Consider the following 25124-nt stretch of genomic DNA (forward strand, 5'->3'; position numbering starts at 1 on the left):
TATGACAGTGCACTGTCATAGTGTTACTTGAGCGCCAGCCGGCGCGGGTAGGGAGGATCTCGTCTCAATGACCGAGCTTGGCATCACCGGAACGCTGAACATCAACGATCTGCCCTTCGCGGAGGACCGCACGCGCGCTTGGCGGGAGCTGCGGGAGGCCGGCGAGGCGGTGAGTTCTGGCGAGGAGGTCGTGCTCACCAGTGCCGAGGCCGTCGAGTTCGCGGCCAAGAAACCTGAGATCTTCTCGTCGGCACGGGCTTTCGACCGGCTGGGAAGTCCGGTTCCGTTGGTACCGATCGCGATCGATCCGCCAGATCACACCCGCTTCCGCCGAATGCTTGACCCGTTCTTCGGCCCGAAGAAAATGGCCGAGCGTGAGCCCGAACTACGCAGGCAGGCGGGCGAGTTGATCGATGCCATTGTCGCGAGCGGTGAGTGCGACGTGGTACCCGATCTCGCGACACCTTTTCCCTCCCAGGTGTTTTTGACACTGTTCGGGCTGCCCATGGCCGACCGCGACCGGCTGGTGAAGTGGAAGGACGCGATCTTGCAGTTCACCGATCCGAGTAGCACCGAAGCGACCCCGGAGGTGATGGCTCATGCGCTGGAACTGTTCAGCTATTTGACCGAGCACATCGCCGAGCGGCGCGCCGATGCAACCGGCAACGACATGCTGACCCAGTTGATCCAAGACACCGACGAGGGCGGAATGTCGGACAACGAGATCCTGGGCCTGTGCTTCATGTTCGTGCTGGCCGGGCTCGACACCGTCACCTCCGCCGTCGGGTTCTCCTTGGCCAGGCTGGCGGCCGACGACGACATGCGCCGGCGTGTTGCGCATGACTTCACGCTCATACCGGCGTTTATCGAAGAAATCTTGCGCGTCGACGGTCCTGTTCCGTTTGCGCCACGTGTCACCACGGAGGGGGTCGAAGTGGCGGGCAGGTTCGTGCCCAAGGACACCACGGTCATGCTCAGTTATGGCAGCGCCGACCGCGATCCGCGTCGATACCAGGATGCCGACCAGATTCATCTCGACAGCAAGGTCGTGCACTTCGCATTCGGGCGTGGACCGCACCGGTGTCTGGGTTCACATCTGGCGCGTCTCGAACTACGGCTCATCCTCGAGGAGTGGCACTCACGCATTCCCGAATACACTCTGGCGCTGGGCAAGCCGCCACAGATGCCCTGGCCGACCGGGACGATGTCGCTGCAATCGGTGCCGCTGAACATCAAGCCGTCGTCGAGGGGTCAATAGATCTCGCGGCTGTCGCGGAACGCGCATCCGACCTTGGGGATGATTTCCTCGGCTACCCACTGCATGTGGTCGAGGTAGGCGCTGAGCCCGTCCAGCGCTGGTGGGTTAACCCACGTGTCCGTGACGCCGCGCTCGGCCAGCATGTTGCAGTTGTCGATGACCTGCTGGGCGCTTTGGCCGAACTGCGCATTCGGGTCGTCGACGATGGCGTGTTCCTGACCGACGGACAACACCGCCAGGCTGTAGAACACCGAAAACGGCCGGTCGTCGAACCCGGGCTGCGAGCGTAGGTAATCCAATTTGGCCGGCAGCTCGTCGGGCTTGGTGAGCCATGGCGCCCAGCCATCTCCGAACCGGGCCGCCCGGCGCAGTACCGCGTCGGCGTCTCCGCCCATCCACACCGTCGGGTGCGGTGTGGAGATCGGCTTGGGCCCGAACGCGACGTCGTCGAACTTGACGAATTCACCGTCGTAACTTGGCGAATCGCTATGCCACAACTCGAACATCGCCTCGAGATATTCGTCTGCCATGCGGCCGCGCTTGGTGAACGGGACACCGATCGCGTCGTACTCCTCTTTAAGCCAGCCGACACCGACGGTGGTCTGAGCGCGACCGCCACTGAGCCAGTCGAACGTTGCGATCTGCTTCGCGGCGATGATCGGATTGTGCAGCGGCAGAATGGTGACCATCGAGCCGACGGTGATCGTCGAGGTGGCGCCTGCGACGAAGGCCTGGGCAGTGGTGGCGTCGAAGTAATGATCCCCGGACAACTCGAGATGAGCCGTCGGGGTGAGGAAGTGCTCTGGCAGAAATACCATCGAATAACCCAGCTGCTCGGCGTGTTGGGCGACTCGCGCAATGTCGGCACCGGAGAGCTGATGTTCCCAGGGCTGCGTGATGGCGGCGACGTGCATGCAATTGGGCAGGTAAACCGTGAATCTCATCTGGCGCCTTCCGATTTCGTGGTCCGGGGGCGGAGCGCCGACTGAATGGTTCTCGCGCACCCGACCGTGGCCCGCCCATTATGGCAGTCTACTGACAAACGTCAAGGTTCCGGCGGCCGACCCAGCCGGTTCGGCGCCCGGTCAGGTCACGCCATCGGCGAGCCATGAGTCTGACGTTGACTGTGACAGTCGACTGTCATATTGTGGGTCCAATCCCTGGTTGTTGCGAAAGGCGTGTCACGTGGCTCCGAACCTGTTTATAGCGCTCACCAACCCGATCGAGGGTGAAGATGATGCCTTCAACAAGTGGTATGACGCTCAGCATGTACCGGAGGTGCTCGACGTTCCGGGAGTGGTTGCAGCGCAGCGTTACGACATCACCGAACTGAAGGTGCCCGACGACGAGGATCTGCCGGCCCAGCTCCCGCCGCCGACCCACCGTTACATGGTGATCTACGAGCTGGACAACGAGCCCGATGTCGTCATGGCGGAATTTCTAAAACGTGTCATGGCCGGAACCCTCACACTAGGGGAGTGGCTTGATCTGACCACGGTGTCGCTCACGGGATGGACGCCGCGCGGCGAACGCGTGCAGGCGGACCGCTAGTGGGCGAGCTGCTCGCCGGTATTCGCGCCCAGCGGGCGTGTCGGCGATTCGACCCGGACGGCAAAGTACCCGATTCCGACGTCGAGCAGATGTTGGCGGCCAGCGTGCACGCGCCGAGCGCGGAGAATTCTCAGCCCTGGACGTTCATCGTGGTTCGCGACGAGGGCAACCGTGCACTTCTCGCGTCTTGGTGGACGGAGACGTGGAATGCCGGCGGCGGCGACTTCGTCAAGCAAAGCGTCGAAGACAAGGTGCTGGTCGCCGACCTCGAATTCGGTTTCAGCAAAGGCGGCTTCGCCGCGGCGCCGGTTGTCATAGTGGTGTGCGCCGACACGGACCGCGTGCCGGAGATCTATGCACCGTCGTCGATCTACCCCGCCGTGCAGAACATGCTGCTTGCCGCTGCCGACCTGGGATATGGCTCGTGTCTGACCACCGGTCTGACTACCTTTGGTGTCGATCGTGTGCGGGAACTGCTGCAGCTGCCGCAGAACCTGATACCGATGGCCGCGGTCTACGTGGGCCTGCCCGCACGCAAGCTTTCACCACCGCGCCGCCGCCCGGCGACGTCGGTGACCTACCGCGAGGCTTTCGGTAACCCGTGGTGACCAGAACGGAGAGCTGCCAATGCCATTGGCGATAACCGAAGATCATCGCGCGCTCGCCGAAGTCGCGGCCGCGATGGTGGCCGGGCGCGCGGGCACCGTGCGTGCCCGCCGGATCCTGCTCGACCGCGAAAAGAGCGGTGCGTGGTGGTCGACCGATGGGCTCTGGAAAGAGATGGTCTCCACCGGGTGGCTTGGGCTGCACATCGACGAAAGATTCGGCGGTCAGGGTTACGGACTGCCTGAACTGACGATTGTGTTGGAGCAGCTCGGTCGCGCCGCGGTGGGTGGGCCATTTCTTCCCACGGTCGCGGTGTCCGCGGTGATCTCCGAAGTAGGGACCGACGAGCAGCGTGAGCGGTGGTTGCCGCGCCTGGTATCCGGTGACGTGGTCGCGGGTATCGGCACGAACAGCGATGTCGCCGTTCGTGATTCGACGGTCTCAGCGGCTGCGGTGCCCGCCCTGGCCGAAGCGGCCGCCGACCTTTTCTTGCTTCCTTCCGGCGACGACCTCGTCCTGGTGCAGGCCGGTGACGGGGTCAGCATCCGAACCATTGACTCAGTGGATCAGCTGCTCGCACCGGTGATCGTGGCCAGCCTGGACTCCGTTCACGTCGCCGAGGTTTTCCCCGGCGCAGCCGGGGTAGCGGTGCGGATCCTTCGTCTGCTGGCCGCGGCCGAAGCCGTCGGCGGTTTGGGCGCCTGCACCGAGATGGCCACGGCGTACGCCGTCGGCCGTGAGCAGTTCGGTAGGCCCATCGGCTCGTTCCAGGCGATCAAACATCACTGCGCGAACATGCTTGTCGACACCGAGCTCGCCACTGCCGCGACATGGGACGCCGCGCGCGCCGTCGGTGCGGAGGCCGAACTGGCCGCCACGATGGCCGCCGGACACGCGCTGACCGCCTATCAGCGGGTGTCGCTGCAGAACGTGCAAGTGCACGGCGGCATCGGCTATACGTGGGAGCACGACGCCCACCTCTACATCAGGCGGGCCACCGTCCTGCAGGCCTTCGCCGGTGATCAGGATGCACTGCGGGACAAGGTCATCGCGCTGCAGCTCAACGGCGTGCGCCGGCGTCAATCGGTGGACCTACCCGAGGGTGCCGAGCAATATCGGCAGGCCGCCCTGGATTTCCGTTCCGAACTCGAGGCGTCCGACGCCGTTGAGCGCCAACGGCTCTGGGCGCGTAGCGGCTATCTGCAACCGCACTGGCCCGCGCCGTACGGACGGGCCGCTGACAGCGTCGAGCAGTTGATCATCGAGGACGCACTGGATGGGTTGGACAAACCCAGCCTCGGACTCGGCGAATGGGTGGTTCCGACGCTCCTGCAGCACGGCAGCAAGGAGCAGGTAGACCGATTGATCTGGCCGAGCCTCGAGGGCGAGCTGCGGTGGTGCCAACTCTTTAGTGAGCCCGGCGCGGGCTCGGACGCGGCGGCAGTTGCCACCAAGGCCACGCGGGTCGCCGACGGCTGGGTGGTCAGCGGTCAAAAGGTATGGACCAGTGATGCGGTGAATTGCCAACGCGGGCTGGCCACCGTGCGCACCGATCCGAAAGCGCGTAAGCACAAGGGCATTACGGCGATGATCATTGACCTCTCCGATCCGGCGGTGCGGATCCGCCCGCTCACCGAGATCACCGGCGAGACGCTGTTCAACGAAGTCTTTTTCGACGACGTCTTCGTGCCCGATCGCGACGTGGTCGGCGCCGTGAACGACGGCTGGAGCGTGGCGATGGCGGCGTTCGGCAACGAACGGGTGTCGATCGGCGGTGGCTCTGTCACCATGACGGCCGAAGCTTTGATCGATCTGTTGGAGCGGCACCGACCCGGCGACAGTGGCGTTGCCCGCGAGGTCGGTGCATTGCTGATCGAGTCCTACACCTTGGCCACGCTGAACCTGCGGCAGGCTGCCCGCGCCGTCTTCGACGCCGGGGCCGGGATCGAAGGCAACATCGCCAAGCTGTTCGGGGCTGAGCATGCTCAGCGGGTGGCAGAGTTGGCGCTGCGGATTGCCGACCGGGCCATCCTGGTCGGTGAGGAACCCGAAGTTGTGCACGACTATCTGTTCAGCCGGTGCCTGACTATCGCTGGCGGTACGTCGGAAATCGTCAGAAACCTGATCGCGGAGCGCATTCTGGGCCTGCCCCGCGATCCGGCGCCTAAGTAGATCGGAGAGCCACATGACCTGTGCCGTCGTCGGGATCGGTCGTACCGAGTACTCCCGCAACTCCGGCCGCACCACCCGCGGGATGGCCGTGGCTGCCTGCCGCGATGCCATCGCTGATGCCGGCCTCACGCCGGCCGACGTCGACGGCATCTGCACCTTCATGGCCAACGACTCCGAGCAGCCGATCTTCGTCGGATGGGCGCTTGGCATCGACGAATTGGCTTGGGCCAACGCCATGTACGGCGGCGGCAATCTCGTGGCTGACCAAATCGCCACCGCCGCCGCGGTAATCGAGGCCGGCATGTGCAAGGCCGTGCTGGTGTACCGGTCACTGAACGGCCGCTCGGGCTACCGGTTCGGCCATATTGAGGGACCGATGCAGGTGCAGCACCACGACCAGTTCGACACGGCGTCCGGTTTCATGGTGCCGCCGCAGTGGTTCGCGATGTGGGCCCGTCGCCATCAGCATGAGTACGGTTCCACCAGCGAGGATTTGGGGCACATCGCGATCACTCAACGCAATCATGCGGGGCCTAACGAACACGCTCTGAGACGCGAACCGCTGACCATGGACGACTATCTGGCGGCGCGCTGGATCAACGAGCCGTTCCGGGTACTGGACTGCACTTCGGAGGTCGACGGCGCGGTAGCGGTGCTGATCGTCGGAGAGGACATCGCCCGCAACACCAAGCAGCCCCCGATGTGGCTGGTCGGATCGTCGAATTCACAGGGTGGTGCCGGCTGGAGCGAGTGGGACGATCCCACCGAGATGTACTCGCGCACAGCAGGACCGAAGATCTGGGAGAAGACGGGGCTTACCCCTGCCGACATGGATGTCGCCTGCATGTACGACTGCTTCACGTACACGGTGATGGCGACCATGGAGGGTTTCGGCTTCTGCGAGAAAGGCGAAGTGGGCAAGTTCTTCTCGACCGGACGCGCCACCTACGGCGGTGACGTGGTGGTCAACCCGCACGGGGGGCTGCTGTCCGAGGGCTATATTCACGGCCTCAACCACCACTACGAGGCAGCGCTGCAACTGCGCCACGCGGCTGGTGTGCGTCAGGTCGAGGGCGCTCAACTGGCACTGGTGACCGCGGGCGGCGGGCCCTTCGGTGGTGCGAACGTCTACAGCAAGGAGCACCCGTGACGAATCCTGCACTGGTAGCCCCAATTCCGGTACCCGACCCTGATTCGGCGCCGTATTGGGAGGGTCTGAAGAACGGTAAGTTGATGTTGTGTCGCTGCGACGACACCGGGAAATGGATCCATCCGCCGTTGGAACGCAGCCGGTACACCGGTGGTCCCGTGCACTTCGAGGAAGTCAGCGGTGACGGCACGATCTTCAGCTACATCGTCGTCCGGCAGGCCCTGGTTCCCGGCCGTACGCCTCCCTATGTCGTCGGGCTGGTTGAACTTGCGGAGCAGCCGGGCTTGCGGATCAACGCCGTCATCGACGTCGATCCCGCCGACGTCCGAATCGGACAAGACGTTGAGCTACGCATCGTCGATCTCGGCGAAAGTGGTTATCGCATACCAGAATTCGTCATCAAGTAAAGGCTGGGAGTGGCAGATGGGCAGAATGGACGGTCGAGTCGCCTTCATCACCGGAGCTGGCAAGGGCCAGGGACGGTCGCACGCTGTCCGGTTAGCCGAGGAAGGTGCCGATATCGTTGGTGTCGATATCTGTCGCCAACTCGACGGCGTGCTGTATGCGATGGCCACGCCGGAAGACCTCGACGAGACCGTCAACTTGGTGGAGAAGACCGGTCAGCGGATGATCGCCCGTCAGGCTGATGTCCGCGACCGCAAAACACTACAGGCCGCTTTCGACGATGGCGTCGCAGAATTCGGCTACATAGATACGGTGGTGGCTAACGCGGGGATCGTATTGAACCGGGTCGACGAGCCTGATCCCGAGGCGGCGTGGGAACTCGGCATCGGCGTGCTGCTCACCGGTGTGTGGAACACCCTGCAGATCGCAAGCGCCCACATGATGAAGTCCGATCGCGGCGGTGCCATAGTCGCCACCAGCTCGATGGCTGGTCTGAAGGCACTGACTGACGGCAGCGGCGGCGCGGATGCGTACGCCGCGGCTAAAATCGGCGTCACTGGACTGGTAAGGGCCTACGCACAGCGTATGGCAGCCAAAAATATCCGTGTCATGGCGATCGCACCGACCGGTGTCAACACCGCCATGATCGTGGAGAATCCGGCGCTGTTCGAGGTGATCGCCCAGAATGAGCATCTCGCTAAGGCGATGACTAACGCCCTACCGGTGACGGTGATCGAACCGTCTGATGTCTCGGAGACGGTGTTGTTCCTCGTCTCGGACAGTGGCCGGTATTACACGGGCACAACGCTAATGCTCGACGCCGGCATGAACATGACCTGACGGCTGCTGCCGCACGGAGTCAGCTCAACACCGTGCCGGTGCCCAGGTCGTAATAGGCCTCCGCGAAGCGGCCAAGCACCGCGCCCACGACCTCGACCGAATACATCTGGTCGGGCGCGATCGCCCACATGCAGAAGCCCCAGGCCGGGCTCTGGCGATACGCGGTCCACATGGACTCGCGGTCGGGTAGCGAGGTGACGCCGGCGTCGAGCAGCCGGCCGCGATAGTTGTCCAGCAACTCGCGCTCGTGGGCCCGCCGAAGCTCCGGGGATAGCGCGGCGATCAACGCATAGCCGACGTCGTGTGACCACGAGCCGCGCCGAATCAGCTGCCAGTCGAGGAGACCCATTCGGCCGTCGGGCAGCACATACGTGTTGCGTGGGTGTGGATCCCCGTGCAGCACCGTGACCGGCTCGCGGGCCACCCGGTCCTGGAGTCTCCAGAAAGCGGCCTCCATACCGTCCATGTCAGTGCCGGCAGCATCGAGCAGCGCCTTCTTGTACGGGGCATCAACGAGAGCGCGGATTATCGCGAACCCGTTTGTCGCGCAGAAAGTGTGCGAACCCGCCGGTGACGGGGTCCTGTAACCAAGACAGGTCGCCGCCGTTCGCCAGCCGTCGGCTGCCCCAGAACGGAGCGTGCAGTTGGCTCAACGTTGCGAGCAGCGCGTCGGCCTGCTCGACAGTAAGGCCGGCTACCGCATCGGGGACCTGCGCGCCGCGCAGTGTGATGTCCTCTCCGAGGATCAGGAACTGCGACGGGCCGTCGAGGTGGTCGGCGAAGTAGGTCGTCATGGTCTCGACGCTCAGGTCTGGGCGCAGGTCGCGGTAGAACCTCGTCTCGTCGTCGTACAACACGGTCCCGCCGCCGCCTTCGGACAGCGACTCATCGAACGCCTCCGGCAGGTCGTGCACAGTTCCCAATTGCGTTTTGATGAAGAGCCGCTGTGGAAGTCGGGTTTGCGGATCGGCGTAGGCCACGTCGAGGTGCAGGTGCGAGGTAGTGCCCTGCCAGGTGTGCCCAATCGTGACGCGGGTGACCGTCGCCTCGGGATCGTGTCGGCGTAACAGCGACGTCAGAATCGCAGGCGTGATGTCCTCGGCGGACTGAAGCGTGACGTGCAGGGCTTGTCCGGTCATCACAATCCTCATCTGTGAGATTCAACAATGACAGTCGACTGTCACGTTATCACCGGACCCAAGGCATGAACTGGTTTTGGGACCCTTTGGATGGACCGGCTTACTACCTCGTCTTGACCGGCCGGAACAGCGGCACCCACACCCGGCTGTCCTCTTCGCCCGAGAGCGCGGTCCAGTCTTCAAAGAACACCTCGACGGCCATCCCGACGCTGATCGCCTCCGGGGCAACGTCGACCACATTCGAAATCAACCGGGTATCGGGTTCCTCGGCAAGCTCCACCATCGCCACGATGTAGGGCGGTTCGAAACCAGGAATCCAGTTCTGGCGGTTCACCGTATATGCCGCGACTGTTGCCCGGCCGGAGACGGGTTCTGGTGCAACGTCGGTGCTGCGACAGCGCCAGCAGGCCGGGCCCGGCGGGTGAAAGAAGTGGCCGCAGCCGTGGCAGCGGGTGATCAGTAATTCGCCGTTGCGACCACCGGTCCAGAACGCAAGCGACTCGGCGGTAGGGCTGGGCGCCAATCGCAACTGGGGACGTTGGTAGTTCATGATCCGACCAACGATCGACCGATCACCAGCCGCTGAATCTGGTTGGTGCCCTCGAAGATCTGGGTGATCTTGGCTTCGCGCATGTAGCGCTCGACACGGTAATCCCTGGTGTAGCCGTAGCCGCCGAACACTTGCACGGCGTCGGTGGTGACCTTCATGGCGGCATCGGTGGCGATCAGCTTCGCCACGGAAGCGTTGCGCGAGTACGGCAGTCCTGCGTCGCGGCGCCGCGCCGCGTCCAGGTACGTGGCACGCGCGGAGTCGACCGCGGCAGCCATGTCCGCCAGCAGGAAAGCCAGGCCCTGATGGTCAATGATCTTGCGACCGAACGTCGTTCGTTGCTGAGCGTAGGAAACGGCCTCGTCGAGGGCTGCCTGCGCCAGTCCGACGGCTACCGCGGCGATGCCCAGGCGTCCGGAATCCAATGCACTGAAGGCGATCTGCAGGCCCTGCCCTTCGGCGCCGATCCTGCGTTGGGCAGACACGAGCGCATTGTCATAGTGCGCCGTGGTGGTCGGAATGGCGTGCAAGCCCATCTTCTCCTCGGGTTTGCCGAACGTGAGTCCTTCGGTGTCTTTATCGACCAAAAAGCACGAAATACCTTGTCCACCTTCACCAGTGCGGGCGAATAGGCTGTAGAAATCGGCTATGCCGCCGTGGGTGATCCAGGCCTTGGCGCCGTTGACGCGGTAACCACCGTCGGTCGCGGTGGCCTTGCAGGTCAGGGCGGCGGCATCGGAACCGGCCTGCGGCTCGGACAAGCTGTAGGCGCCAATCGTGTGACCACCCAGCATGGTCGGCAGCCACTCCTGCTGCTGTTCGTCGGTGCCGAACGCGATCAACGGATGGCAGGACAGGACGTGGACGCTGACTGCTACGGCGACTGCCGCCCACCGAGCCGCCAACTCCTCGAGAACCTGTAGGTACACCTCGTACGGTTGCCCGCCACCGCCCCACTGCTCCGGGTGCGGCAGTGTCAGCAGCCCGGTCTCACCCAGGGTGGCAAAAACTCCCTCGGGATAGGTCTCGTTCTTCTCATGCTCATCGACGATCGGATCAAGCACCTTGTCCGCGACATCGGCCGCCAGTCGAACCAGTTCGCGTGCTTCGGGTGTCGGCAGCAGTCGGTCAACGGTCATGGATGGCTGTCCTGCCACTCGCAACCGGTCAATTCGGCAGAGATGTCCCAGAGTCGTCGCGCGCTGTCCGCGTCGCGGGCCTTGTGTCTGAGTGTGGTGGGCTTTGGTTTTCCCCACTGGTGCATCAGGCCGCGCGGCGCGATGTAGGTGCCGTTGGGCAGCGTCGTGGTGATCGCCTGAATGGTCGAGCGGGCACCGTCGGCCGGGCTCTGCGCGATATGTGGCGAGAGCACTCGGCCTGCCCACTGCAACACGCCCGAACCGTTGCGGGTGATCCCGGTGTCGGTCATGCCGGGATCGGAGGCGTAGGCGGTCTTGCCGCGGGCGACCAGTTCGCGCACGAACAACAGGTTCGCCAGCTTGGACTCCCCGTACGCCGACCACGGGTTGTAGCGGCGATGGTGGTAGTTGAGGTCGTCGAAGTGCATACGGGCGGTGTTGTAGTTGGTGCTGGCCACCAGCACGACCCGGTCGCGGATCCGGTCGCCGAGCAGGCACGTCAACGCGAAATGGCCTAGGTGATTGATGCCCATGTGAGCCTCGAAGCCGTCGGCTGTCCGAGTCAGTGGCAAGCCCAACACACCGGCGTTGTTCACCAGCACGTCGACGTAGTCGACGGTGTCGGCGAACTTGCGCACGCTGGTGAGGTCGGCCAGATCCAGCTCGCGCACCGTGACGTCGCCGGGCATCGACGCTGCGGCTTGGTGCGCCTTCGTCAAGGAGCGGCAGGCGATGACCACTTCGTGGCCGGCAGCGGCCATTGCGTGCGCGGTCGCCTTCCCGACGCCACTGTTTCCACCGGTGACGATAATGCGCACGGTGCGACGGCCTCCTTCGTACAGTCCACACAAACAGTAAACTATTTATCGCTTTGGTGAAACGGTGAGGAGAGATGTTGAGAGATACCCACCCGACCAGTCCGGTTCAATCACTCGGATGACGTGGCTCGAGCGGATTTGCGCAGTCCACGAACGCAGTGAACGCGTGGCGGTCATCGGCGAAGTGGGCTCTGTAAGTGGACGCGAACTGATCGGTAAGGCGGTCGCGGCCGCGGACCTGCTCTGCGACCTCAACGTGCCGGCAGGTCAACCGATCCCCGCGTTGCTCACCACCAATGCCTGCGCGCTTGCCCTGCTGTTGGGCGGCGCCGCCGCCAACAGACCGCTCGCTTTACTTGGGCCGCGGCAGACTCCGACAGAGCTGGCCGCAATGGTGCGTCGGAGCGGCTCGCCAGTCCTGCTCGTTGAGGCCGAGTTCGCCGGGGCTGCCCGGCAGGTCGCCGACGCGGTTGGGATACGGGCGGTGACAATACCTTTCCTGCCGGTGTCGGATCGGTCGTTGCATCCGGAACCAGGTCCCACGGCGATCTACCTGCACACTGCGGGAACGACCGGATTCCCGAAGGCCGTTCCACTCACTGAGCGAGTGCTCGACGCTCGCGCTACGCTTTTGCGTCGCCTGATCGAGATTGACCCCGACGACCGCTACGCCACCGGCTCACCGCTGCATCACATTGGGGGACTGGGCAACGTCCTGGTGGCGCTCACGGCCGGGGCGGCGGTTATCTGTACCAACAGATTCTCCTTCGATTGGTGGCACAGCCTGAAGCAACTCGGTGCCACCCACTGTCTACTCGTTCCGACCATGATCGAGATGCTGCTCGGCAAGGGGCTACTCGACGCGGTTCCGCTGAAGACATTGATCTACGGTGCCTCGCCGATCACCGTCGACACGTTGCGACGCGTTCTTGACGTGTTGCCCGACGTCGCGATGGTCAGCCTCTACGGCCAAACCGAGGGCAGTCCGATCACCAGCTTGGGCCCAGCGGACCACCGGTTGGCCGCGGTTAAGGATCGCGACATTCTGTCTACCGTCGGCCGGCCGGTGGACGGCCTTCGCCTGCAGATCGACGAGCCGGACCCGGCAGGAATCGGCGAAGTGTTCGCCGCCGCGGCCCACCTTTCCGGCCAGGCGGCCGACGGATGGCTGCGCACCGGTGATCTGGGTGTGGTGGATGCCGACGGTTATCTCCGCCTCTGCGGTCGTCGGCACGACATGGTGGTTCGCGGTGGAGAGAACGTTTATCCGCTGGAAGTCGAGAATGTGCTCAGCGCCCACCCCGGGGTTGCCGCCGTCGGCGTCGTGGGCGTGCCAGAGACGCGACTCGGAGAAACCCTGGCCGCGTTCATAGTTCCTACAGATTTGGTGCATCCGCCACGGCCCGAGGAGCTAGGGTCTTTCGCCCGGGTCAAGCTCGCCGGTTTCAAGATTCCACAGTATTGGTATTCGGTCACCGAGCTGCCGCTGAACAGTGCAGGCAAAGTCGTTCGCGCCACACTTCGGGCGGCACATCTTGAGCGTCAGCACGGCGCGTCAACTTGAGTTATCTGCACACGCCGGACCAGGAGGCGGGGGCGTCGCGCTCCCGAGGATCTGGCGTAGGCGCAACTGTCGGAGCCCTACCCGTTGGCCCATCTCACCGATGGGAATCCCGATCAGGGTCGGCCAGGGCGTGGTCTGCCTGTACTTCTATGGTGACGCACCTGGACCTTATCCGTTATATAGTTTAACGTCTGGATCTATGCCCACTGCCGTGCGAAGCCGATCAGCTCAACGGGTGGACCAAGGTGCACTTTTGGACCCAATTGTGGCGATGCAGGCCACACGTTCGAGCCGCCAACCATGAAGCGTTGGAAATCGCTGGCTGCTTTGATCGCCGGCGCAGTTGCCATCGCCGGGCTCCTGTTGTCGTCACCACCGCGTGTACATGCCGCTCCGGCGCCCGAGGTCGAGTACGTGTACGACGTGGTGGTGCGGCGGCATTACGGATTTCCTGACAATGACGCGCTGGGCTATGGCCACGGAATTTGCGACAAAGTCGGCCGGGGCGAGGGCTACGGGCAAGTCATGGGTGAGGTCAAGAGTGACGTCACCCCCAACGATGAGTTCGCGGCTAATTACCTAGTCTCCTATGCGGTTAACTTGCTTTGCCCTGAGCTGATATGGCAGCTGCGGAACTCAGCCGCTGGCTACCAACCTCCGGGCGGAGCATCCGCGCCCGGTACCTATTACTGAGGCAACCTTTTTGTACTCACTCAGGGCCTGACTACCCGCACTCGATGTTACGACAAGCGATGGCTCGCAGGCAGCCACCGGGTCTGCTGCACGATCAGGTCTACATGTCACCTATCCGTGCAGCAGACCCGTGTTCTGCACCAAGGATATTGGCGTCTGCGACTGAAGAATCGCGTGTGTCCACTAGACTGGCTGGTGTGCGGGTCACATTAGACCGGGGTCGATCGCGAGCGCCTTCCAGCACTTAGGTCATTATCGGCGAGCCTGCGTTACCCTGACCACTTATCTTCTAGATAGATCGTCATTGAATCCTCTTGTCTGCGAGAGGATGTCCCGTGTTCAGTGGAACTTCGGTGGCGCTCAGTGAGCATCGGCGGTTACTCCTGGCGGGTCCGGTCGTCGGCGTAAAGCCCTGACGGCAATCGTTCGTCGTCAGGCAGCGCGTCGCCGGTTTTCACCGTGATGTGCTTGGACAGTAGCCAGCGCCCATTTTCACGACGAAGGTGATCGTGATAGCGCCCTACAAACGACATCTCGGCGGGGCCCTCTTCAGGTACCAGCGACACGATCACATCGCTCCAGGCTCTGGCATCGTTTCCATAGATCTCGATTACCGGTGCGTACACGAAATGTTTGATCCTGTGCGGGATCTTCGGTTGCGTCCCGGGCAGTCCCTCGATGATCTCTTTGCGCCCCCGAAACGTGTTTCCACCCCACGGCAGCACACCATCCGGGCAAAATAACGCCGCAAGTTCGGGCCATCGACGCTCATCGAGTAGCTGAGCGTGCAACGCGATAACGCGTCTGATCGCTTCGTAGTCGTTCACGACCATCCTCTCTGAAGGCGCACAAGCACCGATTTAGCCGACTAGGGCTGGCCCAGCAACAACTCGAAGATATCCCGAGCTCCGTGGAACTTCGGTGGCGGTCCGGTGAGCACCAGGTTGCGCCTGTTGACGACGGTTGAAGACCCGGCCAGTTGCGACGGTTGAAAAGTAGGCCACCCGATCAGATTGGATGGGGTGATCTCTTGGAAGACTGGGCCTTGATCAGGCATCTTCACCGCAGCGAGGGTTTGTCGCAGCGGGCTATCGCACGACAACTTGGCATCGCGCGTGACACCGTGGCGGCCGCGGTGGCCAGCCATGGTCCGCCGAAGTACGAGCAGGATTCCCGACCCGCAAATCGTTGGGGGACATCAACTTCGATCATCAACCCGCACTCAACCGGGACATGGTCGCTCATCTGGGTACAGGGGCGTTCCTGGGCAAGGCCCGCAACGTGGTGCTGCTCGGCCCGCCGGGCACTGGCAAGACCCACCTCGCGATCGGGTTGGCGATCAAGGCCGCACAGGCCGGGCACCGAATCGCGTTCGCCACCGCGGTGGACTGGGTCGCCCGGCTCAAAGGCCGCCCACAACGCCGGGCGACTACCGGCCGAGCTGGCCAAGCTGCGCCGCATCGGGCTGCTCGTCGTCGACGAGGTCGGCTACATCCCCTTCGAACAGGACGCCGCGAACCTGTTCTTCCAACTGGTCTCCCGCCGCTTCGAGCACGCCTCGCTGATCTTGACCTCCAACCTGCCCTTCGCCCGCTGGGGTGATGTGTTCGGAGATCAAGTGGTAGCCGCGGCCATGATCGACCGCATCGTCCACCACGCCGACGTCCTGACCCTCAAAAGCTCCAGCTGCCGCCTCAAAGACACCGGAATCGACACCTTGCCCTCCGCCAGAGCCGACAACACGGCACAATAACCACGACCACGTGGCCTACTTTTTCACCGTCGCTCCTGGCCTAGTTTTCGACCGTCGTCAACAGCGCCCACCTCGTCATCGTGCACGACAACTCCAGGTTCGGAGATCTCACGTTCCGGCGCGGCAGGAAGCGTCGGTCGGTGCGGGTGCACACTTTTCGACCGGAATCACCTGCTCACTTTTCGACCGGAACCGACAGACCGGCACCCGTCGTCCGCCCAGCGCCTTGACCGCGCTACTGGAAGCGGCTGAAGAAGCTGCTCGAGGGCGCATTGATTAAGGTGTCGGGCGGTGGCCAGTCGAAACTAGATACCGTCTCGGTGCGCGACATGCTCGCGGCGTCTGATCGCTGGCGAGCGCGACGCCCGACGACTCGCTGACTACCCAGTGCCCGGATGCGGATCAAACACGGCGCCTTGATTGGCACCCTCTGAGCGCGCGGATCGACACCTTCAACACTGGCGAGGATGACCAACTGGGCGCCCTCACCAATGTGGCAGCCGAAGCGGCGACTCCACTGCCAGCGGGGCCGGCGGCGGGCCAGGCCAGATCGTCGTCGACGACACCATCGCCGCCCGGCCGAGCGCCAAAGTCCTGCGGGCCTTCGCGCAGCGCGCTACGCTGCGCCAGGTTGTTGGAGTGCGGGTCGATACTGTCGTGGCCGCCTCGGCACTGCCAACCCGAGACGGAGATCGAGGATCGTTACCTGCCCCTATACCTGGAGCGTAGAGGCCGGTTGGATGATTACCTGCAGCGAATGCCATCTGGGCCCATGGGTTCGCCACCGGCGCGTGGACGCGCTGCCGCGCTGCGGATATGTGGAGGTGATCGTGAATGGCTACCAGTGGAGATGACGTCGACCGGATGCAGGCGGCGATCCTGGCGGCCATGATGGACCACGACACGTCAGCCTTGAGCACTCGTGATGATGACTTGTCCCGCATCAGCGTCGCGGCCCTGGTCGCTGACGACGCCCTCGGGCGAACAGTGTCTTCGCGTGACGACATCCGCATAAGGGGCGACGGCGTGACCGGGGTGTCGGGCGGGTGTTCGAAGTTGCCTGCGTGATGGCCGGATTTCAACGCCTGGCCACCGCGGTCGGGGTAGCCCAACAGGGCGATAAAGCGCTCGGACACCAACTCGACGCCGATATACGCCGCCGCACCGACCTGCTGCTGAGGTCCCCACCCGGCGCCGGATCGATCATTTTGACCCTCACCCCCGCGACCTCACCGATCGCCGAAACCGGCCACGACGGCGGAAAGGTCGGCATGTTCGCCGAACTCTCGAAACTGAAGGCCAGTTGCTCGACACCGCAACCGGTACGGCGATCGATGTGTTCAGCGCCGCCAACGACATCGGACCCAGCCCGCACCATTGGGCTTTGTGCAACAGCTCACCGAGATGGGCCGCGTACTGCCTCAGCCCTACGCGATCTGTCCAAAACGCTGGACCGCGCCCGCTGCGACATCGAAATCGACTGGCAGCAACCATCGCGCGCCATCCACCGCGTCATGGTGTCGTCAACTGCAGCCGCCCACGTCGCCGCCACTGTCGAAACGCCGACTTCGATGAACAACCCGTACACATCTTCGGCGAATACCGCGCTATCAACGCCGTCTCGTGGCTCATCCAGCAAGACGACGGCGACACCATCACCGGCAAACTCGGAGAAATGGGATGGATGAAGCCGCCGGCCTCGCCGTCGGCGACCGCGTCGGTATCGAGGCTCATGAATATCGAAAACATCCGCGGCGGCAGTATCAAACCGCCTACACCGCCCAGCCGTCCACGGCTCGGCGACCGACATTGAGTCTAAGTTAGCCAGGAGGCTTTATCCTCCCGGCGAGCCGGTGGTCCAATCGCTTTAGCAAATGACAGAGGAGAGCAAATGGCTGTTGACCGCCAGCGATCCAATAGTGCTGTGCAGAAGATTCTGACAGGCACTATGAAGGCGCTTAACCGAAAGGGCACCCAGAAGCTCTCGGTGAGTGACATTTGCGCGGCGTCACAGGTAGCGCGTGGCACTTTCTATCGTTATTTCGACAGCAAAGACGACGTTTTGAGGCACCTGGGACGCCACTTCGAGGAGGGCGCCGCAGAGGCGTTCGCAAAAGCTATCGCGGCTACTCCCGATCCTTCATCGCGGGTCAAAGTCGTTATGGATACTCTGACCGGCTATAACGCCGCCGGAGCGGATCTGACTCGGATGTTTGACGTAGCACCAGAGTTCACGTTGTCGTTAATCCGTGACATATTCCCGAACTTGATTGACTTGGTCGTCGAAGCGCTTGGTCCGGCCACCCACGAGTCACCGCTGGTGATGAGTGGAGCATTGACGGAACGCCAACTTGCAGATCTCTTTCTGCGCAGTGTGATATCGACTTTGCTCCTGCCCGGAAGCCAGCAGGATGAGGTTCCCGCGGTCGTGACGGCGCTGTTCGCCGCGAGCCCAAACAGCACTGAGGCAAGGCCGGCAGCGGCGACCTCTACCTGATCGGAGGACTCGGCGAGGCCGCCCGGCAGTCCCGTACCGGCACTTCGTCGAATGGTGAGTAGGCAGGGCCAAGGCACCCGGCGAAGCCGGGTCATGCGGTATCTGTTTGAGATGCGGATCACGCGGCGGTGTCGGTAACGACTGCTTTGCCGTCGCGGATGACGAGATGCTGACAGGTGTGGCTGTGGTGGTGCGCGAGCCACGTAGTTGCCTAACTGTGTGTGCTCACCGCCTTCGGCCACGCGAGTCGCCTGATGCTCGAAAGAATTCGGTTAGGCCCCCTGCGGTGTCTGGTCAACGGTGACGGCCTTGACGGTGTGGTGCTCGCGTTTGATCTCCAGCGCGATGTCGATGAGCTGGTCTTCCTGGCCGCCGATGAGTTTGCGCTGGCCCGCCCGGTGCAGCAGCTGGTGGGCCGGCACACCGTAGCGCTCGGACTGGCGGATGGCGTGCTTGAGGAAGCTCGAATACACGCCGGAGTAGCCCATGATCAGGGCGTTGCGGTCGAGCAGGCACTCGGCGGGCATGGCGGGGGCGACCACCTCTTCGGCGGCGTCGGCGATGTCGAAGAAGTCGATCCCGGTCTTGACGCCGATCTTGTCGAACACCCCGATCAGGGCTTCGACGGGCGCGTTGCCGGCCCCGGCGCCGAACCGGCGGCAGGAGCCGTCGATCTGCTTGGCGCCCGCCCGGACGGCCTCGACGCTGTTGGCGACGCCGAGCCCGAGGTTCTCGTGGCCGTGGAAGCCGACCTGGGCGTCGTCGCCGAGCTCGGCGACCAGCGCGGCGACCCGGTCACGCACGCCCTCGAGGACCAGCGCCCCGGCCGAATCGACCACGTAGACGCACTGGCAGCCCGCGTCGGCCATGATGCGGGCCTGGGCGGCCAGCTTCTCGGGGGTGATGGTGTGGCTCATCATCAGGAACCCGACGGTCTCCAGGCCCAGTTCGCGGGCCAGCCCGAAGTGCTGGATCGACACGTCGGCCTCGGTGCAGTGCGTGGCGATCCGGCAGATCTCCCCGCCGTTGTTCTGGGCCTCTTTGATGTCCTCCTTGGTGCCCACACCGGGCAGCATCAGAAAGGCGATCTTGGCTTCTTTGGCCGTGTCGGCGGCCAGCTTGATCAGCTCCTGCTCGGGTGTCTTGGAGAACCCGTAGTTGAAGCTCGAGCCGCCCAGGCCGTCGCCGTGGGTGACCTCGATGACGGGCACCCCCGCGGCATCCAGGGCGGCCACGATGGCGCCGACCTCGTCGGTGGTGAACTGGTGACGTTTGTGGTGGGAGCCGTCCCGCAACGACGTGTCGGTCATCCGGACGTCCCAGATCGGGTTGAAGAAGATGTCAGAAGTCATAGCGCCGCTCCTCCTCATCGCTTCGCTCTGCATCGTCGACGGCGCGGCTCATGATTGCGCTCCTCCGGCCGTCGCGCTCAAGGACTCCTTGGCGATCTCCTCGCCGACTTTGGTGGCCGCGGCGGTCATGATGTCGAGATTTCCAGCGTAAGGCGGCAGATAGTCGCCCGCACCCTCCACTTCGACGAACGTGGTGACCAGTGCCTGGCCCCCGGAGTGGATCGACGGGTCATCGAACTGGGGCTCGTTGAGCAGCCGGTAACCCGGCACGTAGGTCGCCACCTCGGCCACCACGTCGTGAATCGACTTGGCGATCGCGTCCCGGTCGGCGTCCTCCGGGATGGCGCAGAAGATGGTGTCGCGCATGATCATCGGCGGGTCCGCCGGATTCAAGATGATGATCGCCTTGCCACGCTTGGCGCCGCCGATGGTCTCCACACCCCGGCTGGTGGTCTTGGTGAACTCGTCGATGTTGGCGCGGGTGCCGGGGCCGGCCGACAGCGAGGCGACCGAGGCGACGATCTCGGCGTACGGCACGCCGCCGAGGTCGGCGACGGCGCGCGACACCGCGTAGACGATCGGGATGGTGGCCTGCCCGCCGCAGGTGATCATGTTGACGTTCGGCGCGTCCAGGTGCGCGCGCAGGTTGGCCGGCGGGATCACCGCGGGGCCCACCGCGGCCGGGGTCAGGTCGATGGCCCGGATGCCGGCGGCCTCGTACTTGGGGGCCGCGTCGCGGTGCACGTAGGCGCTGGTCGCCTCGAACACCAGGTCGGGCTTCTCGGACTGGGCCAACAGCCAGTCCACACCCTCGTGGGTGGTCTCCAGACCCAGCTTGCGGGCCCGGGCCAAACCCTCGCTCTCCGGGTCAATGCCGACCATCCAGCGCGGTTCCAGCCAGTCCGAACGCAGCAGTTTGTAAAGCAGGTCAGTGCTGATGTTCCCCGACCCGACAATGGCGATGGACGACTTAGACGGCATATGTGCTCCTCATAATGGCGTGCAGCGTTTGAAAAGAATTGGTTCAGCCAGCGCGACTGGAATCTCCGACTGAGCCCGAACTTCACCCGGCCGCCGTTGGTCGTGGTTTGAGGTCGACCCTGGCCACGTCTCCGATGGCGGCAACAGGTGGACGCCCAGCACGAGAACCACGGTGACCCGAGCAGGATTGGGCTCCAGCGTTGCAGTTCACGCCGAGCCCGCTGCGGATTAGCGCTTCATTGCACCGACTTCGGGGATGTGCGCGCGCACAGCAAGTTCCGGATCGGGTACCAGGGTTAGTCGGCGCAGCTGACCGGGATGCGGTCGGCGCGCCAGGATCATGCGTTGTGGTCGTGTTCCAGCACGCGGCCCCGGCTGCGCCAACAACAAGCCGCCCGTCGTCCGTCACGTGAGCGGCAGCGCGTCGGTAGCGATCCCAAGTTCGTCGAGACGTGCCAGATAGGCGCCAAGGTTACGCACCTTGACTTCCTCGTAGCCGCGAATGAGATCGGGGGCTGAGGCGACGGCCAGTGCCCATTCGTAGGAGTCGCGTGTGAGCGACCGCAGGAGGTCGTTGATGGTTGCTTCGTAGTGGGTGATCAACCGACGTTCGAGCCGTCGCATCTCGGTGTAGCCGAAGGGGTCCAGAGGCGTTCCCCTGAGACGTTTAGCCTTCGCCAGGAGCCGAAGCGCTACGTGGGTGCGCGGACCCATGCTGATCTTCTTCTTGCGACCGAGTGCCTTCAATATCGGTGGGTGCAGCTTGAAGGTCAGGTTTTCCCCGCCGGGGACCTGTGACCGCACCGATGCGAGGAACACCGGGTCGGTGAGCATGCGGGCGACCTCGTACTCGTCCTTGTATGCGATGAGCTTGAAGAAGTTTCGGGTTATGGCTTCAGACAGGTCGGTGCGCTCGGTGATTTCGCGCTCCTGATCCCACGCACGTTGTGTCAGGTTGATCAGCCGAGCAGCCGTGTGGTCGTCCTGGTATGCGACCAGGTCCGCCGCCCGCCGTTCCAAGAGTTCACGCACGGCGCCCGTGACCGTGCTCGTCGTGAAGAGATGGCTCGGCACCTGAGGCGTCGGGTCGTCGGCCGGGTCTGCGGTGGCGGTCCGGAATTCCGCGGGGTTGGCGACGGCGACCCGACCCCACCTGAAGGCCGCTTGATTCATCTGCACGGCGACCCCGTTGATCGAAATCGCGTCCTCGATCGCGGCGGCGGTCACCGGGAGCGCGCCGAGTTGATACGCGGCGCCGACCAAGAGAAAGTTCGCGGTGGTGGTGTTTCCGAAGAGGCGTTCGGCGGCGGCCAGCGCGTCAAAGGACACGAGCGACCGAGTCCGAACCTTCAACCGAGACAGCAGCGAGTCATCGCTCGGGTGCTCGACGGCGGCGTCGTAGACCATGTCGCCGGTGGGCGTCCTGCTGGTCGAGGCGACCGCGACGGTGCGAACCGGGTTGCTATAGCGGATGTTCTGGGAATCGACGGCCGTGAGCAGGTCGAAGGCCAGTATGCAATCGGCCGCCCCGGCGCTGATTCGGTTGGATGAGGGGACGGCTTCGGTACTGAGCCGTAGGTGGGAGGTGACCGGTCCAGCCTTCTGGCTGAGGCCCGTCTGGTCCAGGCCCTCGGCGTAAAAGCCGGTGCGCAGGGCGGCCATCGCCAGCACCTGGTTGACGGTCACGATTCCCGTTCCCCCGATGCCGGCCAGAAAGACGTTGTAGACACCGGAGATCGGTGCCACCTCGGGGTCGGGCGCGTATGGCGGGATGGGTCGCTCGATCTCAGTGGAAGGGCCCTTTGTCGCGGGCATTTCCACGGTCACGAATGACGGACAGTTGCCGTCCAGGCAGGAGTAGTCGGTGTTGCAGGTGCTCTGGTCGATTCGGGTCTTGCGGCCGAGTTCAGTTTCGACCGGCTGAACCGACAGACAGTTGCTCTTGACGCCGCAATCGCCGCAGCCTTCACAGACCGACTCGTTGATCACCACCCGAGTGCGCCGGGGCGGCAGCATTCCGCGCTTACGCTTGCGGCGGGCTTCTGCCGCGCACTGCTGGTCGTAGATCAGTGCCGTGACGCCTTGGGTGTCACGCAACAGACGCTGTGCCTCGTCGAGGCGATCGCGGGGCCACAGCAGCACTCCGTCCGCGAACACCGCACCCTTGTGTCGCTCGGGCTCGTCGGCGCAGACGATCACTTTTGACACACCGTCGGCGATGAGTTTGTGGGTGAGTTCGGGAACCGTCAGTCCTGCCGCGACGTCCTGGGCTCCGGTCATCGCGACCGCGCTGTTGTAGAGGATCTTGTAGGTGATGTTCACACCGGCGGCGACACATGCCTGCACCGCAAGCTGTCCAGAATGAAAATAGGTTCCGTCGCCGATGTTTTGGAAAATGTGTCGGACATCGGTGAACATCGCCTGGCCGATCCATTGCGCGCCCTCGCCTCCCATCTGGGTGAGGGCAGTGACCGCAGAATCTGTTCGCGAGGACATTGTGACTAGCGTGTGACAGCCGATTCCGCCGCCGGCCAGCGATCCGTCCGGCACCGCGGTGGAGCGGTTGTGTGGACAACCGGAGCAGAAGTAGGCGGTCCGGGTGGAGGGCAGCACCGTCAGGTCGAGCGCCGGCGGCGGGGCGGGCGCGAGTGCCACCCGTTCCTTCAATACCGCGCGAAGCGGTACGAGCAGGCGTGCGGTGGTGAGTTCGCCATCCGGGGGTATCAGCGTGCTCCCGTTGGACGCCTTCTTACCCAGGATCTCGGGCGCCGCGCGGCGGCCGTAGAGGATGTCCTTGACCTGCGTCTCGACGAACGCCGATTTGTCCTCGACCACCAATATCCGCTCGACGCCGTCGGCCAGGCGGGAGACAATTTGTGGGTCAAGGGGATAGGGCATACCGATGCGCAGGATGCGGATGCCTGATCGGGTCAGGGCCGGGTCGGTCAACCCTAGGTCGACGAGTGCCTCGCGCACCGTGTCGTAGGCCGTGCCGACGGCGACGATGCCCAGCCATGCCTGCGCGGGATCAACCTCGATACGGTCGAGGTCGTTGGCGGCGTTGAATGCTCGCACCATCGCCCAGCGGGGGCCGTATAGGTCCGCCTCGGCGAGCAGGCTGTCCGGCGGAGCGGCGCAGATGCGTTGGCGGTAGGTCCAGGGTCGGCCGTCCCATTCAATGGTGGGGACGGTGATGTCGAAGTCGGAGAAGTCGCGGTCCAGCGTCCAGAGTCCGTCTGCGACGTCGGCGACGATCTTCATGGCAGCCCAGCATCCCGAGGCGCGCGACAACGCGATGCCGTACATGCCGAACCTGATGACCTCTTCGGCATTGCGGGGGAACAGGATCGGCATCGATAGGGCCGCCAGGGATCGCTCACTGGCGACCGGGAGGCTCGAGGACTTCGCGCCGGGGTCGTCACCGACCAGGGCGAGCGCACCGCCTGCGGGGTTTGCCCCATACATCGCTCCGTGGCGCAGGGCGTCGCTGGCGCGGTCTAGCCCAGGGCCCTTGCCGTACCAGACACCGATCACCCCGTCGTAGCTGCGGCTACCACGGGGCAGGTCATTCTGGCTACCCCACACCGACGTGGCGGCGAGTTCTTCGTTGACTCCCGGCACAAGGTAGACATGATGCTCGGATTCGAGGTTGGGCAGGCTGGCTAACAGCTGGTCCAGTCCGCCAAGCGGACTGCCCTGATACCCCGAGACGAAGGTGGCGACGTGGTGGCCATTGCGGGCGTCCCGTTCGTGCTGTTCGACCATCAATCGAGCGATTGCTTGCACTCCAGTCAGCAGGACTGGCCCGGAGGATGGCCGGTACCGCGCGTTGAGGTCGGGGTCGGGCCCGGCTGTACAAAGATCAGTCAAGGTGATGCGCCGTTCAGGGGTTAATGAGTCGCGGGTGGCATGTGGTTCGAAAGTTCCTATCAGGTTGGTCTGGAATGGATTTCAGGTCAACTAATCTTGTTTCAACTGAGCAAATAGTTCAGTTGTACAGGTAAAACAACTTAGTGGGGTGACTCGAATGTTCAGCATTGATCGGCTCGACGTCGATCTGCTCGAGATGCTCGCGCGCGACGCGCGGGCCGGAGTCCTGGAACTGGCGTCCAGGCTGGGCATTTCGCGTAACACCGTGCAATCCCGGCTGAAGCGACTCGAAGAGGGCGGGCTGGTCGCCGGCTACCGCCCCGAACTCGACCTCGCACGGATCGGAATCGCCACGCAGGCCTTCATCGGACTCGAGGTGCAACAGGGCCGCCTCGGCCCAATCGTGGAAGCTCTCATCGGGATACCTCAGGTGCTGGAGATCCACGCGACCACAGGGCGCGAAGATCTTCTGGTCCGCGTCGCTACCGAGACACAGGCCGGACTCCAACAGTTGATCGAGCAGGTGGTCGGTATTCCGGGGGTGGTGCACTCGACGACGACGTTGGCGCTGACGACTCCGCTGACCTTTCGGGCCGTGCCGCTGCTCAAGGACATGACGCGCAACGCGGGTTGGGGACGGTCGACGCCGAAGGATTGAGGGGTCGGCGGTCGGGGCTGGTTCGCTGTCAGCACCGTACCGGCGGGCAAGGGTTACCTATTGAACACATATTATGCAATCTGTACTATCCATAGTAGACGTTTCGTCATCTGAGCTGACTTATTCGT

General features: G+C 63.9%; 21 protein-coding genes and 2 pseudogenes. 14 read left to right on the plus strand and 9 right to left on the minus strand.

Annotated features, from left to right (window positions below):
• Nucleotides 1-67: 67 nt before the first annotated feature.
• Entirely contained in the window at nt 68-1258 is a 1191-nt protein-coding gene (locus tag BST44_RS04010) for a cytochrome P450 (protein ID WP_011724956.1), read from the plus strand.
• Here BST44_RS04010 and BST44_RS04015 read toward each other — a convergent pair.
• Nucleotides 1252-2202 (minus strand): TIGR03619 family F420-dependent LLM class oxidoreductase, encoded by a 951-nt coding sequence (locus tag BST44_RS04015; RefSeq protein ID WP_083175183.1) that lies wholly within the window; start codon nt 2200-2202, stop codon nt 1252-1254. The genes BST44_RS04010 and BST44_RS04015 overlap by 7 nt on opposite strands.
• Before the next feature lie 241 nt (nt 2203-2443).
• Here BST44_RS04015 and BST44_RS04020 point away from each other — a divergent pair, with 241 nt between their 5' ends.
• From BST44_RS04020 to BST44_RS04045, 6 genes are read left to right on the plus strand one after another with little or no spacing between them, the layout of a single operon-like run.
• Nucleotides 2444-2809, plus strand: a complete 366-nt coding sequence (locus tag BST44_RS04020) for a DUF4286 family protein (RefSeq protein WP_009953881.1) — start codon at nt 2444-2446, stop codon at nt 2807-2809.
• Nucleotides 2809-3417, plus strand: a complete 609-nt coding sequence (locus BST44_RS04025; RefSeq protein ID WP_047322056.1) for a nitroreductase family protein — start codon at nt 2809-2811, stop codon at nt 3415-3417. Before BST44_RS04020 ends, BST44_RS04025 begins: the two co-directional genes overlap by 1 nt.
• Nucleotides 3418-3436: 19 nt before the next feature.
• The gene (locus BST44_RS04030; RefSeq protein WP_011724959.1) at nt 3437-5587 is read left to right on the plus strand and encodes an acyl-CoA dehydrogenase family protein; all 2151 of its coding nucleotides are present in this window, start codon (nt 3437-3439) and stop codon (nt 5585-5587) included.
• 13 nt (nt 5588-5600) lie between these two features.
• Nucleotides 5601-6737: a thiolase C-terminal domain-containing protein gene (locus BST44_RS04035; RefSeq protein ID WP_009953884.1), complete on the plus strand. Its 1137-nt coding sequence runs from the start codon at nt 5601-5603 to the stop codon at nt 6735-6737.
• Nucleotides 6734-7144 carry a Zn-ribbon domain-containing OB-fold protein gene (locus BST44_RS04040; RefSeq protein ID WP_033722650.1) on the plus strand — a complete coding sequence of 137 codons (411 nt, stop codon included), beginning with the start codon at nt 6734-6736 and terminating at the stop codon, nt 7142-7144. Before BST44_RS04035 ends, BST44_RS04040 begins: the two co-directional genes overlap by 4 nt.
• A 16-nt stretch (nt 7145-7160) precedes the next feature.
• Nucleotides 7161-7982 carry a mycofactocin-coupled SDR family oxidoreductase gene (locus tag BST44_RS04045; RefSeq protein ID WP_011724961.1) on the plus strand — a complete coding sequence of 274 codons (822 nt, stop codon included), beginning with the start codon at nt 7161-7163 and terminating at the stop codon, nt 7980-7982.
• A gap of 19 nt (nt 7983-8001) precedes the next feature.
• Here BST44_RS04045 and BST44_RS31445 read toward each other — a convergent pair.
• The 4 genes and pseudogenes from BST44_RS31445 to BST44_RS04065 form a co-directional block, all read right to left on the minus strand.
• A pseudogene (locus BST44_RS31445) lies at nt 8002-9121 on the minus strand (phosphotransferase).
• Nucleotides 9122-9224: 103 nt separating this feature from the next.
• Entirely contained in the window at nt 9225-9671 is a 447-nt protein-coding gene (locus BST44_RS04055) for a Zn-ribbon domain-containing OB-fold protein (protein WP_020188798.1), read from the minus strand.
• Complete coding sequence (locus tag BST44_RS04060) at nt 9668-10810, minus strand: acyl-CoA dehydrogenase family protein (protein ID WP_009953890.1); 1143 nt, start codon at nt 10808-10810, stop codon at nt 9668-9670. The genes BST44_RS04055 and BST44_RS04060 overlap by 4 nt, the downstream gene beginning before the upstream one ends.
• Nucleotides 10807-11628: an SDR family NAD(P)-dependent oxidoreductase gene (locus BST44_RS04065; protein ID WP_009953891.1), complete on the minus strand. Its 822-nt coding sequence runs from the start codon at nt 11626-11628 to the stop codon at nt 10807-10809. The genes BST44_RS04060 and BST44_RS04065 overlap by 4 nt, the downstream gene beginning before the upstream one ends.
• A 118-nt stretch (nt 11629-11746) precedes the next feature.
• On the opposite strand from BST44_RS04065, the gene BST44_RS04070 reads away from it, so the two are divergent.
• Both BST44_RS04070 and BST44_RS04075 read left to right on the plus strand, forming a co-directional pair.
• Complete coding sequence (locus BST44_RS04070) at nt 11747-13192, plus strand: class I adenylate-forming enzyme family protein (protein WP_009953892.1); 1446 nt, start codon at nt 11747-11749, stop codon at nt 13190-13192.
• Between the two features lie 300 nt (nt 13193-13492).
• A complete protein-coding gene (locus BST44_RS04075) occupies nt 13493-13885 on the plus strand; it encodes a DUF732 domain-containing protein (RefSeq protein ID WP_020415599.1) in 393 nt (130 codons plus the stop codon).
• Nucleotides 13886-14262: 377 nt separating this feature from the next.
• Here BST44_RS04075 and BST44_RS04080 read toward each other — a convergent pair whose 3' ends face one another.
• The gene (locus BST44_RS04080) at nt 14263-14718 is read right to left on the minus strand and encodes a nuclear transport factor 2 family protein (RefSeq protein ID WP_009953895.1); all 456 of its coding nucleotides are present in this window, start codon (nt 14716-14718) and stop codon (nt 14263-14265) included.
• A 331-nt stretch (nt 14719-15049) separates the two neighbouring features.
• Here BST44_RS04080 and istB point away from each other — a divergent pair.
• The 4 genes and pseudogenes from istB to BST44_RS04105 form a co-directional block, all read left to right on the plus strand.
• Nucleotides 15050-15638, plus strand: a pseudogene (gene istB / locus BST44_RS04090) (IS21-like element helper ATPase IstB); the annotation flags it as partial.
• An 834-nt stretch (nt 15639-16472) separates the two neighbouring features.
• Entirely contained in the window at nt 16473-16706 is a 234-nt protein-coding gene (locus BST44_RS04095; RefSeq protein WP_014379546.1) for a hypothetical protein, read from the plus strand.
• A complete protein-coding gene (locus BST44_RS04100) occupies nt 16685-17326 on the plus strand; it encodes a hypothetical protein (RefSeq protein WP_014379547.1) in 642 nt (213 codons plus the stop codon). Before BST44_RS04095 ends, BST44_RS04100 begins: the two co-directional genes overlap by 22 nt.
• 203 nt (nt 17327-17529) lie before the next feature.
• Nucleotides 17530-18135: a TetR/AcrR family transcriptional regulator gene (locus tag BST44_RS04105; RefSeq protein WP_225323321.1), complete on the plus strand. Its 606-nt coding sequence runs from the start codon at nt 17530-17532 to the stop codon at nt 18133-18135.
• Nucleotides 18136-18407: 272 nt separating this feature from the next.
• Here the strand turns inward: BST44_RS04105 and dmpG are convergent, their stop codons facing one another.
• From dmpG to BST44_RS04120, 3 genes are all read right to left on the minus strand, one after another.
• Nucleotides 18408-19487 carry a 4-hydroxy-2-oxovalerate aldolase gene (gene dmpG / locus BST44_RS04110; RefSeq protein ID WP_009953902.1) on the minus strand — a complete coding sequence of 360 codons (1080 nt, stop codon included), beginning with the start codon at nt 19485-19487 and terminating at the stop codon, nt 18408-18410.
• Nucleotides 19488-19535: 48 nt separating this feature from the next.
• Entirely contained in the window at nt 19536-20468 is a 933-nt protein-coding gene (locus BST44_RS04115; protein WP_009953903.1) for an acetaldehyde dehydrogenase (acetylating), read from the minus strand.
• Between the two features lie 405 nt (nt 20469-20873).
• On the minus strand, nt 20874-24338 hold the full coding sequence (locus tag BST44_RS04120) for an indolepyruvate ferredoxin oxidoreductase family protein (RefSeq protein ID WP_141224620.1): 3465 nt from the start codon (nt 24336-24338) through the stop codon (nt 20874-20876).
• A 157-nt stretch (nt 24339-24495) separates the two neighbouring features.
• On the opposite strand from BST44_RS04120, the gene BST44_RS04125 reads away from it, so the two are divergent.
• Nucleotides 24496-24996, plus strand: a complete 501-nt coding sequence (locus BST44_RS04125; protein WP_014379553.1) for an Lrp/AsnC family transcriptional regulator — start codon at nt 24496-24498, stop codon at nt 24994-24996.
• Nucleotides 24997-25124 lie beyond the last annotated feature (128 nt).

Source organism: Mycobacterium scrofulaceum (genome assembly GCF_002086735.1).
Taxonomy (GTDB): Bacteria; Actinomycetota; Actinomycetes; order Mycobacteriales; family Mycobacteriaceae; genus Mycobacterium; species Mycobacterium scrofulaceum.